Annotated in this window: 17 protein-coding genes and 2 pseudogenes; 10 read left to right on the top strand and 9 right to left on the bottom strand. The window is 66.8% G+C overall.

The window, feature by feature from the left end:
* Position 1: 1 nt before the first annotated feature.
* Complete coding sequence (locus JWS14_RS39090; protein WP_206015578.1) at positions 2–205, bottom strand: hypothetical protein; 204 nt, start codon at positions 203–205, stop codon at positions 2–4.
* 511 nt (positions 206–716) lie between these two features.
* Here JWS14_RS39090 and JWS14_RS39085 point away from each other — a divergent pair.
* The 4 genes and pseudogenes from JWS14_RS39085 to JWS14_RS50430 all read left to right on the top strand — a co-directional run.
* Positions 717–1,461: pseudogene (locus JWS14_RS39085) on the top strand (DUF3109 family protein).
* Between the two features lie 293 nt (positions 1,462–1,754).
* A complete protein-coding gene (locus JWS14_RS39080) occupies positions 1,755–2,330 on the top strand; it encodes a hypothetical protein (RefSeq protein ID WP_206015577.1) in 576 nt (191 codons plus the stop codon).
* A complete protein-coding gene (locus tag JWS14_RS39075) occupies positions 2,330–2,596 on the top strand; it encodes a hypothetical protein (protein WP_206015576.1) in 267 nt (88 codons plus the stop codon). The genes JWS14_RS39080 and JWS14_RS39075 overlap by 1 nt, the downstream gene beginning before the upstream one ends.
* Before the next feature lie 312 nt (positions 2,597–2,908).
* Positions 2,909–3,125, top strand: a pseudogene (locus tag JWS14_RS50430) (hypothetical protein); the annotation flags it as partial.
* A 19-nt stretch (positions 3,126–3,144) separates the two neighbouring features.
* On the opposite strand, the gene JWS14_RS39070 reads toward JWS14_RS50430, so the two are convergent.
* The gene (locus tag JWS14_RS39070) at positions 3,145–3,345 is read right to left on the bottom strand and encodes a GreA/GreB family elongation factor (protein WP_206015575.1); all 201 of its coding nucleotides are present in this window, start codon (positions 3,343–3,345) and stop codon (positions 3,145–3,147) included.
* Positions 3,346–3,349: 4 nt separating this feature from the next.
* Between JWS14_RS39070 and JWS14_RS39065 the strand changes: the two genes are divergently transcribed.
* Positions 3,350–3,670, top strand: a complete 321-nt coding sequence (locus JWS14_RS39065) for a hypothetical protein (RefSeq protein ID WP_206015574.1) — start codon at positions 3,350–3,352, stop codon at positions 3,668–3,670.
* Between the two features lie 133 nt (positions 3,671–3,803).
* On the opposite strand, the gene JWS14_RS51880 is transcribed toward JWS14_RS39065, so the two are convergent.
* The 6 genes from JWS14_RS51880 to JWS14_RS39035 all read right to left on the bottom strand — a co-directional run bounded on the left by JWS14_RS51880 (position 3,804) and on the right by JWS14_RS39035 (position 8,365).
* Positions 3,804–4,217: a hypothetical protein gene (locus JWS14_RS51880; RefSeq protein WP_206015573.1), complete on the bottom strand. Its 414-nt coding sequence runs from the start codon at positions 4,215–4,217 to the stop codon at positions 3,804–3,806.
* A 292-nt stretch (positions 4,218–4,509) separates the two neighbouring features.
* Positions 4,510–4,950: a DDE-type integrase/transposase/recombinase gene (locus tag JWS14_RS39055; protein ID WP_206015572.1), complete on the bottom strand. Its 441-nt coding sequence runs from the start codon at positions 4,948–4,950 to the stop codon at positions 4,510–4,512.
* 46 nt (positions 4,951–4,996) lie between these two features.
* Positions 4,997–6,220 carry an IS110 family RNA-guided transposase gene (locus tag JWS14_RS39050; protein WP_206015571.1) on the bottom strand — a complete coding sequence of 408 codons (1,224 nt, stop codon included), beginning with the start codon at positions 6,218–6,220 and terminating at the stop codon, positions 4,997–4,999.
* Positions 6,221–6,504: 284 nt separating this feature from the next.
* On the bottom strand, positions 6,505–6,960 hold the full coding sequence (locus JWS14_RS39045; RefSeq protein WP_206015570.1) for an IS3 family transposase: 456 nt from the start codon (positions 6,958–6,960) through the stop codon (positions 6,505–6,507).
* A complete protein-coding gene (locus JWS14_RS39040; RefSeq protein WP_072951788.1) occupies positions 6,960–7,283 on the bottom strand; it encodes a transposase in 324 nt (107 codons plus the stop codon). The genes JWS14_RS39045 and JWS14_RS39040 overlap by 1 nt, the downstream gene beginning before the upstream one ends.
* A gap of 776 nt (positions 7,284–8,059) precedes the next feature.
* Complete coding sequence (locus JWS14_RS39035; RefSeq protein ID WP_206015569.1) at positions 8,060–8,365, bottom strand: hypothetical protein; 306 nt, start codon at positions 8,363–8,365, stop codon at positions 8,060–8,062.
* Positions 8,366–8,848: 483 nt separating this feature from the next.
* Between JWS14_RS39035 and JWS14_RS39030 the strand changes: the two genes are divergently transcribed.
* The 3 genes from JWS14_RS39030 (at position 8,849) to mihF (ending at position 10,778) form a co-directional block, all read left to right on the top strand.
* Complete coding sequence (locus JWS14_RS39030) at positions 8,849–8,995, top strand: hypothetical protein (protein WP_206015568.1); 147 nt, start codon at positions 8,849–8,851, stop codon at positions 8,993–8,995.
* 583 nt (positions 8,996–9,578) lie between these two features.
* On the top strand, positions 9,579–10,091 hold the full coding sequence (locus JWS14_RS39025; RefSeq protein ID WP_206015567.1) for a helicase associated domain-containing protein: 513 nt from the start codon (positions 9,579–9,581) through the stop codon (positions 10,089–10,091).
* A 372-nt stretch (positions 10,092–10,463) separates the two neighbouring features.
* Positions 10,464–10,778 (top strand): integration host factor, actinobacterial type, encoded by a 315-nt coding sequence (gene mihF, locus JWS14_RS39020; RefSeq protein WP_206015566.1) that lies wholly within the window; start codon positions 10,464–10,466, stop codon positions 10,776–10,778.
* A 29-nt stretch (positions 10,779–10,807) separates the two neighbouring features.
* Here the strand turns inward: mihF and JWS14_RS39015 are convergent, their stop codons facing one another.
* Positions 10,808–11,173 carry a histone-like nucleoid-structuring protein Lsr2 gene (locus tag JWS14_RS39015; protein WP_206015565.1) on the bottom strand — a complete coding sequence of 122 codons (366 nt, stop codon included), beginning with the start codon at positions 11,171–11,173 and terminating at the stop codon, positions 10,808–10,810.
* Positions 11,174–13,547: 2,374 nt separating this feature from the next.
* Here JWS14_RS39015 and istA point away from each other — a divergent pair.
* Both istA and JWS14_RS39005 read left to right on the top strand, forming a co-directional pair.
* Positions 13,548–15,284 carry an IS21 family transposase gene (istA, locus tag JWS14_RS39010; RefSeq protein WP_206015564.1) on the top strand — a complete coding sequence of 579 codons (1,737 nt, stop codon included), beginning with the start codon at positions 13,548–13,550 and terminating at the stop codon, positions 15,282–15,284.
* Positions 15,281–16,096: an ATP-binding protein gene (locus JWS14_RS39005; RefSeq protein ID WP_206015563.1), complete on the top strand. Its 816-nt coding sequence runs from the start codon at positions 15,281–15,283 to the stop codon at positions 16,094–16,096. The genes istA and JWS14_RS39005 overlap by 4 nt, the downstream gene beginning before the upstream one ends.
* Positions 16,097–16,349: the final 253 nt, after the last annotated feature.

The following is a 16,349-nucleotide window of genomic DNA, read 5'->3' as shown; positions in this document are numbered from 1 at the left end:
ATCACTCGCTCCCACTCCCGCGATCCGCTGGGGCGATCAAATCGCGGGCGGCGCCCTGGGCGCCCAGCCGGCGGGCGGTGTGCTTGACATGGGTGCGTTTGGTCTCCCCCACCACACGAGCGCGGCAGTTGCGGTTCGCGCCGAGCGCCGCCTGCTGATCCGGGGTATACGTGGGCCGGGTGCGCTCGAGGTGGGCGAACACCACCCGCTGGGTTGATCAGATCCGCCACCCGCCGCAACGATGACTGTCCTTCACAACTTCCACCGGGTGTTCGCTGTGGCCCCACCAATGGACCAGCGCGTGTTGCCCCAACCACTCCCGACGTCCAGTTGTCAGGGTCATCCCGTCCGCCCGCCTCAGCACGGCCCGCCCGCATCGCGCTGTTCCCGAGGAAATGCCCAGGAAAGTGGAGACAGATCGCGGTGGTAATACCGTGAGACACATGAGAAACGCGCAGGTCGCAGCGTCTCAAAGTCACCGGCAGCGAGACCCTACCGCCCCGTTCAGGGGACACCCGCACGGTGACCTCGCCCCGGGCCGACGACCAGGCACGGTCAGCACCAGCCCATGGACGGTATTGCCTCCGACGTCGAGTAACCCCTAGTCGCACATGACTGGTACCGGGTCTACCGTCGGGACTTGTGACAGCACGTAAAGCAGGGCGTGCACACACGATCACGCCCAGCCCCGAGGTTCCGCTCGACTTCGCTCGGGAATGGTCGAGTTCCTCGATCCCGACAACTCCGAGCACCTCATCGCCGCGGACATGACGTGGCTGCTCTCGCACTGGACCTGCGTGTTCGGCACCCCGGCCTGCCGGGGCATCATCGCCGGCCGACCCGACGACGGCTGCTGCTCGCACGGCGCCTTCCTCTCCGACCAGGAGGACCTCGAGCGACTGAACGCATCGGTGAAGCTGCTCACACCCGAGGACTGGCAGTTCATGGACACGGGCCTCGGCGAGAAGGGCTACATCGAGGAGGACGACCTGGACGACGAGCCCGCGCTGCGCACCCGCCGCTACCAGGGCGCGTGCATCTTCCTCAACCGGCTTCGAGGGCGGCATCGGCTGCGCGCTGCACTCGATGGCGCTCAAACGCGGCATCGAACCCCTCGAGGTGAAGCCCGACGTGTGCTGGCAGCTCCCGATCCGGCGCACCCAGGAATGGGTCGAACGCCCCGACGGCGAACAGATCCTCAAGACCACTATCACCGAGTACGACCGCCGCGACTGGGGCGAAGGCGGCGCCGACCTGGATTGGTACTGCTCCGGCTCCCCCGACGCCCACGTCGGCAGCAAGGCCGTCTGGCAGTCATACGCGCCGGAGCTGACGGAACTGCTCGGCACGGCCGCGTACGCCGAACTGGCGAAGCTCTGCAAACGCCGGGCCGGGCTCGGTCTGATCGCCGTACACCCGGCCACCGCGGCCGCCGCGGCCGCCGAGCAGAAGCCCAGGTAACGGAGCGGACCCCGCGGTCGATCTCCCAGGCACCGCCTTCCTCGGTCCGGCCATGATGGGAGAGATCGACCGCAGCCGTCGCCTTCGCACCGCGAACCCGCCTGTGCCGGAACATTGCCGCTCATCGGCCGCCCCCTTCGGGATCGACCACCGGTAATCCGCCCCAGGTGAGGTGGGGCGTCGCCGTGTCGTGCCACCGGGCGTCCCGTCAGATCGTCGAGGTGGGGCGACGGCGGACCTCGGCAAGTTCCGCGCGGAGTTCCTCGCCCCGCTCCCGGACGGCCACTGCTTGGGTGCGCGAGGCAGCAAGATCGGCACGGGCGGTGCCGAGTTCGCCGCGGATCTCGTCGGTGCGGGTCCGCTCCGCCGAGTGGCGGCCCGGGCGTCGTCGAGGTGGGGCGACGGCGGACCTCGGCAAGTTCCGCGCGGAGTTCCTCGCCCCGCTCCCAGACGGCCACTGTTTGGGTGCGCGAGGCAGCGAAATCGGCACGGGCGGTGCCGAGTTCGCCCCGGATCTCGTCGGTGCGGGTCCGCTCGGCCCGACTGGCGGCCCGGGCGTCGTCGAGGTCCGACTCGAGCCGGTCGATCGTCGCGGCGGCGGCCGCGGAACCGCGGTCCGCCCCACCCCGGACCCGGGCGACCTCGTCGGCGAGTTCGGTGGCGCGGGTGCGCCGGGATTCGACGAGGTGACGCTGCTCGGCATCTCCTCGTCGGCCGCCGCCAGGGGCGCGCACCTGCTCGGCTTGCTCGGCGGTCAGGCGCTGTCCATCACCCTCACCAGCCGAGCCGGCCAGCTCGATGTCGATGTCGTCAGCGGCAGCATCTCCCGGTATGTGCGGGTGGTGCCGGCGAGGCCGATAATCCGATGATGACCAGCGGGCACGGCGCCGGTGCGGGCGAGCCACTCGATGTCGGCGACCGAGTGCTCGCGGCAGCAGATCTCGGCGGTTTCCTCCGCCCCCGCATCCGGCGCGGAACGCCGGGTGTGGTCATCGGGTGCGGGTTCGACGGATTACTGGCCGTGTATTTCGCCAACGGCCGCGTCCAGCACGCCAGCCCGGACGAACTCCAACTTGCCGCCACCCCACCACCGGCGTACCGCGAGGTCGATGATCCGCCCAGTGACCGCGGCTGACCACGATCGCCGTGAGCTCGGTCGGCACCGTCGGCGCCGCGGTGTCACACTTTTGGGGTCCGGCGGGTGCTCGGTGGCCTGAACGGGGGGCGGCACCTGTCGGCGAGGGGGTTCCGCCGGAGATCCTTCATATCCGCAGGTCAGGACCTTGTAGGGGTTGTCGAAGAGCGGGTACCGTGATGTGTGCGGATCAGGGAAACCGCGGGTCTCGGTGACCTTGTGAAGCAGAGATCCGGCCGAGAATGTGACAGCATTCCCGGCCGAACCCCTGTCCGGGACATGCCCCGTGACTGCCCCTCGGCCGGGTCCGCGCAAACCCCTGGACCCCGCCACGGCACCCAGATCACCGCGGCCCTGGTTGCTGGATCCGCTCGCGGGGTCGCGTTCCTGTCGTTCGTCGGAGTGCTGCGTGACCGGCTCGGCGGACTCGCGGGACCGGTTCTTCGCGACCGTGTTCCTGGGCAGCGGGCTGCTGTTTCTGGCCATGCCGTTCGTGTCGATGTCGATCGCCGGCGGGATCCTCACCGTCTAATAACGCGACATTGAGGTTAACGGTCCGCGGGACCCTCAGGGGTTCCAGCGGGCAGGGTCAGCGAGAGCAGCTGGACCCGTTGGGGTCCCCGCGGCGTGGTGTAGATGACGGTGTCGCCGGGCCGATGCCCGGCGAGGGCCAGGCCCAGCGGGCTGTCGGCGGTCACGGTGGTCTCGTCGCCGCCGGCAATCTCCTCGGTGATCGATACGATCCTCACCCCGGTGACCGTGGTGTCGGCGAACCGCAGGGACAACTCGGTTCCCCACAGGGAGCGTGTCCGCGGTGCCCGTCGTCGAGCGATCACCCTCGAGCCAGGCGCCCAGTTCCGCGATCCGATCGTCGACCTCCGCCAGTGCATCACCGCGCTCCAATGCGTCGGCGTCATCGGCGCTGTCACCAACCCGGTCACGCTCGGCGAGCTCGGCCGCCATCCGCTCCCGACGCGCGCGAAGCTCTTCCATCTGGTCGGCGACGCGGTCACGCGCCAGCGCCGGTTCGCCCTCATCGCGGCTGTTCAATCTTGCCCCTGCCGTCGGCCGTAATTGGCTGTGACCTTGTGGATGACATGTACTCCAGTCATTGGCTGTCCTCTGCCCCGAACCTACCGGGGTCAACGCGGTCGGATCAACGCTGCACGGCCTCGGTGGAGGGCAACGGCGACGTAGGCGCCGAGGATCAACGCCTCAACCGACCGGCTCGAGTGGCGGTTTCGATGGCACGCGAGAGCTCGAGTTGCAGCGCGATGCCGAGGTCGCTACCGGTCTCCGCGACGGCGGTATTGCACAGGCACGGTGTCCCGGTTCCGGACTCGTCGAGGAGGAACTCCTCCTCAACACCGACCGTCGGAAGGGCGTCCGCCGCGCTGCCGCAGGAAATACAGGAAATACCCGGGTTCGTCGACACCGTGGATGCCATCGTGCGCTCCGGCAGCGCCCGGCCCGGGTAGAAGCTGAACGGGCCGTACATCTCCCGTGGCGAAGGCGCATGCGGGAGCGAGCGATGAGCGGACAGCGGGTCACCGGTGGTGATCACCAACCGGCGGGTAACGATCCGTCCCCGCGAGGACGCCGGGCCAGGGTCCTCGATCACGCTATGGACCCGCCCGTATCGTTCGTGCCGACGGGTCATGCCGGCGAGGTGACTCGGCGGCATGGGTCGGGTCTTCGAAAGGGCGCACGGGCACTGACGGGGCGGGCGGGCGGGCGGGCGGGCGGAGTTGTTGCCCCGAGGGCGGGGCACCGGTCCCCCGGCCACGGCGCCTCCTGATAACTCGGATCCTTCGAGCGGCGGGGCACCCACACGGAAGAAGTGGGCAGCCCGGATCCAGCTCGCGGTGCTCGCTGAGGTTCCCCCCGAACGGTGGACAAGGGGGTTGCGTGCCTCAGGCGACTCCCACCTGAAGCAACTTCTCGTAGCTGTCGGGACTGTGCATCCCCACCGTAGAGTTCCGTCGAACAGTGTTGTAGAAGACAATCCAGTTGTCAACGCCAGCAACGAGATCAGCCTTCGTTGCATAGACGTGCCGATAGTATTCTTCATGCTTGAAGATCGACCAAAACGATTCGGATGGACTGTTGTCCCAACAAATCCCGGTCGCACCCATCGACCGACGCAACCCGTGCTGCACACACGACGCCGCGGTCAGGTGGGCAGTGTATTCCCCACCCCGGTCCGAATGCAGGATCGTCTCGCGACACCGCCCACCGCGCGTGGCCACGGCTCGATCGATGGCGGTGGTGACCATCTCGGCGCTGATGTGATTAGCAATGCTGTATCCCAACACCTTCCGTGAATGACCGTCCCGGATCGCACACAAGAACATGTCCCCCTCACCGCACGTGAGGTAGACATCCCACGCGGGTCAGGTGTCAAGCAGCCGCCGGCTTCGGCCCAGAATTGAGGTCGGGCCAGGCGGCGTGGTCGTCCCAGGGTTCGTTGTGTTGCAGGCACCACCACATGCGCCCGAGGAGCTTGTTGGCGAGGTTGCGCAGCGCGGCGTTGTGATGGTCGCCGGCGGCTCGTCGCTTGTCGTAGTGGGCACGTGCACCCGCTGATTTGGTGAGGGTGACGAACGCCCACCAGTGGCAGGCGTCCCCGAGTCGCTTGTTGCGGACCTTGCGCGCCTTGACGTAGTGCGATCGGCCCGAGGCTCGGGTGATCGGCGCGGTACCGGCGAACGCGCGCAACCCGTTTGCCGTCGCGAACCGTTCAGGATCGTCGCCGATCTCGGCCAGGACCCGGGCGGCGAGAATCGGACCAAGTCCCGGAGCCGACCGCAGGATCGGCGCGAGGGGGTGGCTGTCGAATTCGCGACCCAGCGCGTCCTCGAGGCTGTCCACGGACTGCTGCATCGAGGCGATGACGGCGAGCAGACCGGTGACCGCGTGACCGAGTGCCTCCTCGACCTGCGGCGGCTGCCCGAGCGCGGGCGTCTTCAGCTCCTGCAGGATCCGCTCGACCAGGTTCGGGTCGTTGCGCCGGCCACAGCGTTGCAGCACCGTCACAACTTTGCGGCGGGTCAGGGCGCGACCCGATGCCGGGGTGGGCGCCGCGGAGAGCGTCGCGACCGCGGCGCGGTGCTTCAAATTCGGAAATGCTTGCAGTGCAGCAGGATAAAACTCCAGCAACACAGAGCGTAGTCGGCTGATGGTCTGATGCAGCGCCCAGATCGCCTCCTGGTGCTGACGTGCGAGGGCCTTGATCGCCCGGCCGTGTTCGCTGATCGCCGGCATCGGACGGTGCATCGCTCGGTCGGTGCGCAGAATGTTCGCCAGGATCGCGGCGTCACCCGGATCGGACTTGCCGCCGGCCTGTCCGTGGCGTTCGCGGTAGCGGGCCACCGCACGGGGGTTGATCGGGTAGACGGTGAATCCTGCTTCCATCAGCGCCACGACGAGCAGATTCTTGTCGGTCTCGATCGCGATAGGGGTGGTGCCCGGTGCGCCTCCGCTCTCGGCGATTACCTCCAGCAGTGCGGTCAATCCCGCTGTGCCGGTGTCGATGCGTTTCCGGGCGATGACGGTGCCGTTCTCGTCGACCAGGGCGACATCGTGATGCACTTCGGCCCAATCGATCCCGCAGTTGATGCTCATGTGCGACCTCCTGTCCAGCGGCGTATTCTGTTGTGAGCTCCGGGGGTTGTGCGGCGACCTAATGGAAAGCGCTCTTTGGCGCGGCATCTCACAAGCCGATCACGTGCCCCCAGCGACTGGCAGGGTCACCGTCTACCTTGAGACCTCTCACACAGTCGGATGCCCTCACAGCAGTGATCACCTCCCAGCGGCTCACTGCTCAGACTGCGCCCGGATCGGTAATATCTCAGGGACCTCCCGCCAGTCGCCTTGTGCGTGTCGGATCGTTTGGTCCGACTCACCCATTAGGTGATGTCGGTAAACCAGACCGCATCGAGCCGGCCCCGATCGAAGTGTCGCTCGATCAGATCCGGCGGGAACGACGCCTGCGGATCGACCACCGTGGTCTTGACCTTGAACGTGCGCGGGCTGATGCCCTCCACACCGAGCGAGGCCATGATCTTGGCCACGGTCTTGGCGTTCACCACCTCACCACGCGCCCGCAACTCGGCCGTGACCCGCGGCGACCCGTAGGTACCCTTCGATTCCCGGTGGATCTCGACGATCTTGACTTCGAGGTCGGCGCGACGCTGTTGCCTCGGCGTCAACACCGTGGCGACTCTGCGCTTGACGTACTGGTAGTAGCCCGATGTGGACACCTCCAGCAGTCTCGCCATCCGCAGGATCGAGAACCGTTCACCTTCCGGCGCGGCGGTGCCGGCGGTCTCTTCGATGTTGTCGGGGCCGGCGTACTTGGCCATCAGATCGAACCGGGTCGGTTCTTCTGCATCGCGGCAAAGTACGCCGAAGCTTTTACCAGGAAAGCGTTGTCCTTCTCGAGTTCGCTTACCTGCCTTCGCAATCGGAGTAGCTCGGCGTGTTCGGCCGCGTCCAAAGGCTTCTCTCCGTGGGACTCTGCGGCGGCGATTCTGCGCCGCTCAAGTTTGACCCATTCACCCAACAGACTCTCGTTGAGGCCGAGTTCTCGGGCGACCTCTGCGATGGTGCGACCGGAGTCGATCACCCGGTGGGCAGCCTCGACCTTGTACTCGGTCGTGAACGACCGACGCTTGCGAGGGGGCATACGGACATCCTTCCAGCGGGACCGGTGTCCCGCCAAGTCGGTGTCCACTTTCCGGGGGGAACCTCACGCGGGCACGTTCATCGCGCTGAAGGTGGTCGCGTACTGGTAGGACGGATGGAAGGTGAGTGATACGCAGGCATGCCGACCGGTGAACAGCCCAGCCTTGGTATTCCCAGCTCAGCTGTCCATCGTTGACGGCCGGGGTCCGTCGATCGTCGAACACGCGCCGGTGTGCAGGCTGTTCGCCAGATCGGTGAGCATCACACTCAGACAGGACCATCGAGGACCGGCCTCGCCGGCACCGACCTTGTCGAACTCGGTGGCGCAGCCGTGCAGCAGGCCGGGTCGGGTCTCGACGCACTGCCGGTGCGGCCGGCGACGGGCAGAAAATCCGGCAGAAACTGCCCGCCGGGTCCCCCGCAGCCCCGACGGTGGCCGGTTCGGCGCCCATCTCCTCACCGATCTCACCCCAGACGTCGATGTCCGTCTGCCGTTCCTCAACGACCCGGTCCAGGTCGAACAACTCGCGCACCACGGCAACAGTTGCACCCCGTTGACGACGCCGAACCCGCCGACCAGCCAACAGTGCGGTCAGCTTCCAGTGCTGCTCGGTGGCGGTGACCGCGACGGCGATCGGCTCCTCACAGGTGGGGTGATCTGCGCGGACGGGATGTGGGTTTCCAGCCAGTGCGCGACGCGTTCCCACCGATCGGCCACCGATCCGGGCGCGGTCAGGTACCTCGTCGGGTCGGTGGGCCGGTACGGACCGGGGCCGACTACTCGATCGACGTTTGTTGCTGCACGGTGCGGGCGTGTTCCTTCGTCGCGGCGATCGCCGCCTCGATACGGCTCCGCAGCACTTCATCGCTCAGGCTGGGACTATCGAACCCGCCCACCACGGCCAGATCGTCCCCGACGCGGAGGTGGGCGACCTCGTTGACCACCGACCCGTCCTCGCGGCGCGCCAACTCGCCTCCGGCGGAGACGATCTGCGTCAGTGCGTCGCCGCGGTCGGGCGCCTCCCCCGCCCGCACCGACGTTCGCTGGGTCTCCCGATCCCAGAACGATACGAACCACTCCATAACCGCTCCCTCAATTCACATCTCGCCAAGCGAACTGTATGGGTCACCGCTGTCCACGCGGGCAGACGGTCGGTGCGATCACACAGGGACATCGATTCCACACGAACGTTACGACGGCCACTGCCGCGAGAACATTCGCTGGAATCTACTGCAACGCGGACCCCTACCTTGCGAACAGGGCTCGACAAGTGCGGTGGCCCAGTCGTTCTTCGCCCTCGCCTTCAATGCTGCCTCCGCGGCGGCGGTGCGGCCGTCGAAACTCACCGATCGCCTTGACCTCGATGTCGCGGGTCAGGACGAAGCCTGCTCGACGGTGGCGTCCGGAGTGCCGTACGTGCGGGCCGGGCGAATGAGCAACTCGAGTGCCGCAAGCGCGAGTAGCGCACCACACGATCCGCAACACGACCAGCCTTGTCGCGTAGCGCCAGAACATCAGCAACAGAAAGCGACACCAATGATGCTGCACCAAAGATGAACTCGCAGATGATCGGCCTAAAGTTCCACAAGTCTTGCCCGGCGAAGGCGAAGGTCAGCCTCGTCGCGGCCAAGGACAAACTCGCCCAAGTCGACACACGATCCCGCAACACCGCGACCGATCTCGGACCTCCGTCCGTCCCGACCGGCTCCTGACCGCCAACAACGGATCGGCGAGCACCCGAATCGAGTGCACAGAATGCGGCGTCCCGGTGGCGATCTGTCCACCCCGGTCCGGGAACCGCGCAGGAGTGGTGGATGGCTAATCACACTGCTGCCCAGTACTGGTGGCGCGCCCTGTCCGACGATCTCACCGCAAAACGAGCCCAGCAGGAGTTGGATGAGTTCTCTCGTGTGCGGGGCGACACCCGGCTGCCACCCCACCGCAGAGGGAAGGGCGTCGGCGGCGACGGTGGCCGCGTGAGACCAGTTGACGACGCCGCAGCGCACCAGGATCCGAGCACGCGGAGGTGGTATCGCCGATCCGACACCCCATGGTGCACCTCCTCCTCAACCTCCGATTTCCGGCTCAGTCCGGTTGCGGGAGCGAACGACTCCTAACTCACTTCCACGGCAGGTCTACGGAATAGTTTCCGGCGCGGTCGTGGTGCACACCACGTCGCGAGGAATGTCTGTCCTCCGGGGCAGGCACTGCATCGTGATTGCGAGGGCGGGGTGCTGTTATATATGCGATGTGGTGGACATACTTGAATGCACGACGATTGGACAACCGGACCTGATGATGGACGCGGAAGGATCGATGTCGATGCGACCAGCGCTCGCCCGAGATTCACTGTCGCCGCTGCGGATGTACGCAGCGTTCTGTCGCACGCACCCGCACTCTCCGGTCCCGGACGACCACGTCACCGAGAACGGATACCGTCTCGGGCGGTGGCAGACCCGTCAGCGTGTCGCCCGGATGCTCGGAACACTGCCGGCCAGCCGGATCAGCGAGCTCGACGCGATCGGTTTCGTGTGGGCCGAGAACGGGCAGCCCCTCCCGGCGGTCGCGAGGACGGATTCGAAGCGTCGGCGCATGTTGACGGCGATCGCCGCCTACCGCGAGGAGCACGGTGACGCCCTGGTGCCCGTCAACTACCTCACCGACGATGGCGAGCAGGTGGGGCAGTGGCTGTATCGGGCGGTGAAGAAATGGCGCGCGCACACCCTGCCGGACGAGGAACGTGCACCGCTCGCAGTGCTAGGGGTGTCACCGGCGGCCCGGCCGCGGGGTCCTCGCACGGCGGCATAGCTTCCCGGGTGGTGCCGGTCCGGTGCCGATCACAACGGTCGCAGTCACCCGCACGGGGTGAGAACCTACCGGGTGTCGCGGTGTCGCGGTGTCGATCTCGGCGATGGTGCCGCGCGGTGGCTTTCGCCCGATCGGCTGCCCTCCCCCAATCCCGATCCCGATCCCGGATATCGACTCACTCGTGCCATATCCCACGGTGATCGAAACCCAAATTTGGTCGGGCGACAGTTTCCGATTTCGGTGCGATCCGCTGTAGTGCGTTTCCGTGGATTGTTACGATCGATGCAGCAATGGGCGTTGCTGATGCCGTTACTGCACACGCAATCCCATCCGGCAGCAGCAATTTTGTCGCGGATACTCGGAGGAGTTCTCATGGCATTGCCCACTTTGACACCGGAACAGCGAGCGGCAGCCTTGGCGAAGGCAACTCGGGCACGGAAGCTGCGCAGCGAACTTCTCTCGGCTGTGAAGTCGGGTGACCTCACCGTGAGCGCGGTGTTCGAAAAGGCCGAATCCGACGACATCGTGAAGCAAACGAAGGTGTCCGCCCTCGTCAAGTCACTCCCCGGCGTGGGTCCGATCAAGGCCGCTCAACTGCTCGAGGAGCTGTCGATCTCCGATACGCGCCGGATCGGTGGTCTGGGGCCGAATCAGCGGAAGGCACTCGTCGACGCCGCCGCGAGGTGACCGGTGCGCTGCACGGACATCGCAGCGGGTCAGTGAGCCGCGTTGTACGCCTCCACGATATCGGTGGGCATCCGCCCCCGGACCCCCACCTCGTAGCCCTGCTCGCGCGCCCATTCACGGACCGCTCGCACGTGCTCGCGGTCTCGCCGGGCCGGCGTCGCCGGGCCACCGCCGGAGTGGATGGTGCCTGCGGTCCGGTGCCTGCGGCCACCCACCCTTGTCGCATGCTCAATGTAGTAATCGAGCGTCTTGCGGAACTCTGCCGCATTCTTCGCCGACAGATCAATCTCGTAATCGATGCCGTCGACGGAGAAGGCGATCGTCTCACCTTTTCCGGCGTCGATGGAAGTTCCGTCGATATCGTCGACGTGTTCGACCACTATTCGGCGCGCCATGCCCACTCCCTCATTTTCTTTACCGGTCGACTGTACTGCCCACGCGAGAGGACGGCATCCTCGCGATATCCGCCCGACCGACCGACGAAATTGAACGCGGCAATTGAGACAGCACAATTCTCGATTAATGTCTCTCACATCGGCGTCCACGACCCGAACAGCGCGCCCCGCACAAACGACCAGCGCCACCGCCACCGCCACCGCCGGGCACCCTCCCCCAGTGTGACGCATTCGTGCCTCCGACCCCGACGAAACCCTTGCGGTGCCACCGCGGGCGTGGTGATCTGTTCTCGCCTCCCCAGCCGGCGGTTTCGCAATCGGTGACCGACAAGGGGGACGCTCCCTGGCACCGGGGAGCACGGCTCCGCCAGTCTGATCACGATTCGCGTCGCCGCCTGGGCGAGGCTTTGCACTCTCACGGCACGCTGGATTTGTTTCGCTCCTCACTGAGTGAGCATCGAAGGACGGGTGAACGATGGCGTTCAGGTATCGGGCGACGAGTTTCGCGTGCGGCCTGTTGGTTTTCTCCTCCTTCGGAGTCTTCTCCTGCGTGATCGAGGATTCTCTTGACGGTGCGGTGTTCTACTCCGTCACGCTCATTCCACCGGGCGACCTTCTCCTACGGCGGCTACGCGAAATGCACCGCATGCGGAGGCAGGTGCCAAGTGCGGACCATAGACCCACACCGGAGGGACTCCCGCACATGCACACAGACGCGGCACTGCTCAAAAAGTAGCTGGTACGACCGCCTATACCTTCTCCCGCGCCGGATGGTGGCGGCGAGCCTCGACGATCCCGCGCAGGGCGCTGGCGACCAGGTTCCCCGCCGGCTGTCGAGGTGTGACTTCGCCACCAGCCGAGGACGCCGCCGACGCCACACCGGAACCACAAACCGAACGTCCCCGAGGGCCAATTCGTGACGAATGACGTTCCGCGTGTCGCCCGGGCCTGACGCCCTCGCCGATGTCAGGGCGATGCAGCACCGACGTTCGCGGACTCCGGCCCATTCCGATCCCCCGCACCAGGAAACCCTGGCGTACCTGCGCACCCGGATCGACCCAGACCCCAGCTGCAGGAGTATGCCGAACAGCCGGCCGCCGCCAACCACACCGAGCGCAGGATTGATCGTGAGCGAGGTGGTTTCACCGTCACGGTCTGTGCCCGGCCTCCGGGTCGTCGATGCACCGGGCGAACACCACCCGACCAGATCCCTTGCGTCCCGCCGGGGACGCGCCGGCAGAAATATGCGTGTGGCGTAGCTCACATTTCTGCGATACGCGGTCGGGTGGGCCTACCATTTCCCTCGCACCGGTACACACTGAGTGCAGGTTGCCGATGCCGTCTCCGCCAGTCAAACCCCCAGTGACTGGCGGAGATTCGGCACACACTCGGTGCACCGGCATCTGCCGAGCCAGTTGAGGATTGCATACGCAATCAACGCCTAAGGAGACGCTGGAGGGGCAACCACCCAATCCCCCGACGCAGAACCACCGCACCGGTCGCGGAGCCAAGGAGTTCCTGATTAGCGCCTCGGGGCGTCGATCCGAAGAAGCGGCAATGCTGCATCATTGCCGGAAAGTACCGGCAGCTGATCGAATTCTCGGATAGGTCGTGGCTCCTGTATTGCGACCGCCCTCACCGTCACCACAGCCGCACTCAACGGCCCGCACCCGGCCGCGGTCGGACAAGACCTCTGGCTCACCAAATGCGAAGCCCGGCAATTTTGTACACCACCCGCCGGTGGGCCCACGCCATCCGCGCCGCCGACCCCGACCTCGACCTCGACGGACTCGCCTGCCGGCCCCGGCGCAACGACGACACCCTCGCCTTGGGTCCTCACCACCGACCCCGCGATCACACCCCACCCCGACCTGACCGTCCACCCCACCACCACACCCCGGCCCCTCGACCACGGCCCCGGCCGCGACCTCGTCGCCCGCATCATCGCCGACCACAGCGCCATCCTCTCCCCCACCCGAACCGCACCAACGTCAACGCCCTCCGACACACGGCACCGACATCAATGCGTACCGACCTCGACGAGCGGCTGTCGCCCTTGTCTCTGTGAATGATCCGTCGGTGCGAGCGACCACCCGGAAAGTGCGTGCGCACAAACCACGAAGGATGGTTCACCCACCTGACCCCAGGGATGTCGCGCACACTGCTCACCGGTCTTCCGGAGGAGCAAAGTCAAAGCGGAAATGCTCACTGTCGCCTGCCATGAGCATGGGACCGGTCTGACCTGATTTCTGCCACCCTCATGGGACCACTCGGATTGCCAGTCATGGGACCACCCGGCGCGTCGCGCCGAAGTCCCGCCGGATGACTCGTTTGATCGTCGTGTCGGTATCCCCGGTCACGAAGGCGGACGGGCATGGCTTTTCGGGAGGTCAACGTGAACGAAGTCAAGGAAGTGCTCCGGGTCTGGCTCGGGGTGCCCGGGTCCCGGCCACCGGGGCTGCGCACGATCGCCGCGCACTGCGGGGTGGACCGCAAGACCGCGCGGCGGTACATCGAGGCCGCGCAGGCCGCGGGCCTGCAGCGCAGCGACGGCGCCTGGGCCCTCGACGACGGGCTGATCGGGACGGTGATCGAGGCGGTGCGCCCGGCCCGCCCGAGCGGACACGGGCCCGCATGGGACCGGCTGCTGGGGTTCGAGGACCAGATCACCGCGTGGGTCGCCGGCGACGGGAACCATCCACCGCTGACGATCACCAAGATCGAAACGCTGCTGGCCCGCCAGGGCTGCGTGGTGCCGTATCGGACGTTGCACCGATTCGCCACCGAGCGGTGCGGTTTCGGCCGCAGGGACACCACCGTCCGGATCGTCGACGGCGATCCCGGCAGCGAATGCCAGATCGACTTCGGCTACCTGGGCTATCTGACCGACCCGGAGACCGGGCGGCGCCGCAAGGTGCACGCACTGATCTTCACCGCCGTGTACTCGCGGCACATGTTCGTGTGGCTGACCTACTCGCAGACCCTGGCGGCGGTGATCGCCGGCTGCGAGGCGGCGTGGACCTTCTTCGGCGGTGTCTTCAAGGTCCTCATCCCGGACAACCTCAAGCCGGTGGTGACCGAGGCGGACGCGGTCAATCCGCGGCTGTCGCAGGGCTGGCTGGACTACGCCCAGCACGCCGGGTTCGTCACGGACCCGGCCCGGATCCGGTCCCCGAAGGACAAACCTAGGGTCGAGCGCGCAGTTCAATATGTGCGCGGGAACTACTGGGCCGGTGAGGAATTCGCGGATCTAGCGGAGGCGCAACGCCACGCCGAGGCGTGGTGCCGTGACACCGCCGGGATGCGGACGCACGGCACCACCGCCGCCCGCCCGCTCGAGGTGTTCGACGAGGACGAGGCGCCGATGGTGCTGCCGGTTCCGCCGGTTTACGACGTGCCGATCTTCAAACAGGTCAAGGTGCACCGCGACTTTCATGCCGAGGTGGCCAAGGCGTTGTATTCGATACCGGGACAGTGGATCGGGTCCACCCTCGAGGTGCGGGCGGACAGTGCGCTGGTGAAGTTCTACGCCCGCGGAACCCTGGTGAAGGTGCACCCGCGCCAGCCCGCCGGTGGGCGCAGCACCGACCCGGAGGATCTGCCCACCGAGAAGGTCGGATACGCGATGCGGGATCTGGACCGGCTGATCGGCACCTGCGCCGGGCACGGCCGCTGCGTCGGCATCTACGCCGAACGACTGCTCGACGATCCGCTGCCCTGGATCCGGATGCGGGCGGTCTACCGGCTGCTCGGGTTGGTCCGCCGCTACGGGCCCGGCCCGGTCGAAGCGGCGTGCAGCACGGCACTGGATCTGGATGTGGTGTCGGTGAGCAAGATCGCCTCGATGCTCGAACGCGCCACCGAGACCACCGCACCGCTGCTGCCGGCCGCCGGGTCGGCGGCCCCGTCCCGCTTCACCCGCGACCCCGCCGAGTTCGCCACCTCTGGGACCACCCCTTCCACCTCTGGGACCACCCCTGCCACCTCTGGGACCACCTCCGCCACCGAGAGGACCACCCCTGCCACTGCCGGGACCGGCGTCGCCACCGAGAGGACCGGGCATCTGACGGTGATCGCCGGCGGCAACACCGACACGAAGGAGCCACGATGACCACCCCGCCCGCACCCATTTCCGGCCCGGTCGATCCGATCGGCGCCGACCTGATCGCCCTTCTCAAAACACTCAAACTCGGCGCCCTCAAGGACACCCTGCCCGAGCGACTCGCCCTGGCCCGCCAGCACCAGCTCAGCCACGTCGCATTCCTGGAGCTGCTCCTCGCCGACGAGGTATCCCGGCGGGAATCACGCTCGGCCACTTTGCGGTCGGCGAAGGCCGGTCTGGATCAGTCGATGCGGATCGACACCTGGAACGCCCTCGACGACCTCCGCTACGACCGATCCCTGCTCTCGGATCTGGTCTCACTGCGGTTCGCCGAGGCCGGCCACTCGGTCCTGGTTCTGGGACCGGTCGGGGTCGGCAAGACGCACCTGGCGACCGCCCTCGGGCACGTCGCGATCCGGCGCCGGATGACGGTGCTCTGCGCCCGCGCCGACAAACTGTTCGCCCGGCTGCGCGCCGCCCGGCTCGACAACTCGGTCGAGGCGGAGATGCGGCGCATCGCCACCGTCGATCTGCTGGTCCTCGATGATTTTGCGTTGCGGCCCCTGGACGCGACCGAGACCAACGACTTCTACGAGTTGGTCGTGGAGCGCCACCGCCGCAAGCCGACGATCGTCTCCTCGAACAGGGCCCCTGATGAGTGGCTGTCGATGACCACCGATGCCCTGCTCGCGCAGTCGGCGATCGACCGGCTCACCTCCTCGGCACACACCCTCGTCATCGAGGGCCCGTCCTACCGGCAACGCACCCGTCTGGGGCATGGCGTGGTTGACAGTTCAGAAGGCGAGGTCGATGCTCGATGACACCTTCGGGTGGTCCCATGCTCGTGGCAACGAGGTGGTCCCATCACCCTGGCAAGCGACACTCACCGACCGACTACGGACGATAGCGAATAGCTCTACTTCACAACAAATCTCAGCGACTACGACCCGATACTCACGCAGGAGCTGCGCGTTGAACTCGAGCACATCGTTCACGGGCGCGACTGGAAGGCAACCGGCGGATCCCCGGACCACACTCAGCGCCGCGACAACGACGCCCAAATCCCGACAGACC

It is taken from the genome of Rhodococcus koreensis (assembly GCF_017068375.1).
In the GTDB taxonomy this organism is placed as follows: domain Bacteria; phylum Actinomycetota; class Actinomycetes; order Mycobacteriales; family Mycobacteriaceae; genus Rhodococcus_F; species Rhodococcus_F koreensis.
The sequence above is the reverse complement of the archived record's forward strand: the minus strand, read 5'-3'. Positions and strand labels throughout refer to the sequence as shown.

What these genes read in the sequence shown, in the direction of transcription:
- JWS14_RS39075 (WP_206015576.1), top strand. Translation starts at nt 2,330, where the DNA reads ATGACCAGCGGGCACGGCGCCGGTGCGGGCGAGCCACTCGATGTCGGC.
- JWS14_RS39055 (WP_206015572.1), bottom strand. Translation starts at nt 4,950, where the DNA reads ATGTTCTTGTGTGCGATCCGGGACGGTCATTCACGGAAGGTGTTGGGA.
- JWS14_RS39050 (WP_206015571.1), bottom strand. Translation starts at nt 6,220, where the DNA reads ATGAGCATCAACTGCGGGATCGATTGGGCCGAAGTGCATCACGATGTC.
- JWS14_RS39045 (WP_206015570.1), bottom strand. Translation starts at nt 6,960, where the DNA reads ATGGCCAAGTACGCCGGCCCCGACAACATCGAAGAGACCGCCGGCACC.
- JWS14_RS39040 (WP_072951788.1), bottom strand. Translation starts at nt 7,283, where the DNA reads ATGCCCCCTCGCAAGCGTCGGTCGTTCACGACCGAGTACAAGGTCGAG.
- JWS14_RS39035 (WP_206015569.1), bottom strand. Translation starts at nt 8,365, where the DNA reads ATGGAGTGGTTCGTATCGTTCTGGGATCGGGAGACCCAGCGAACGTCG.
- JWS14_RS39030 (WP_206015568.1), top strand. Translation starts at nt 8,849, where the DNA reads ATGATCGGCCTAAAGTTCCACAAGTCTTGCCCGGCGAAGGCGAAGGTC.
- JWS14_RS39025 (WP_206015567.1), top strand. Translation starts at nt 9,579, where the DNA reads ATGATGGACGCGGAAGGATCGATGTCGATGCGACCAGCGCTCGCCCGA.
- mihF (WP_206015566.1), top strand. Translation starts at nt 10,464, where the DNA reads ATGGCATTGCCCACTTTGACACCGGAACAGCGAGCGGCAGCCTTGGCG.
- JWS14_RS39015 (WP_206015565.1), bottom strand. Translation starts at nt 11,173, where the DNA reads ATGGCGCGCCGAATAGTGGTCGAACACGTCGACGATATCGACGGAACT.
- istA (WP_206015564.1), top strand. Translation starts at nt 13,548, where the DNA reads ATGGCTTTTCGGGAGGTCAACGTGAACGAAGTCAAGGAAGTGCTCCGG.
- JWS14_RS39005 (WP_206015563.1), top strand. Translation starts at nt 15,281, where the DNA reads ATGACCACCCCGCCCGCACCCATTTCCGGCCCGGTCGATCCGATCGGC.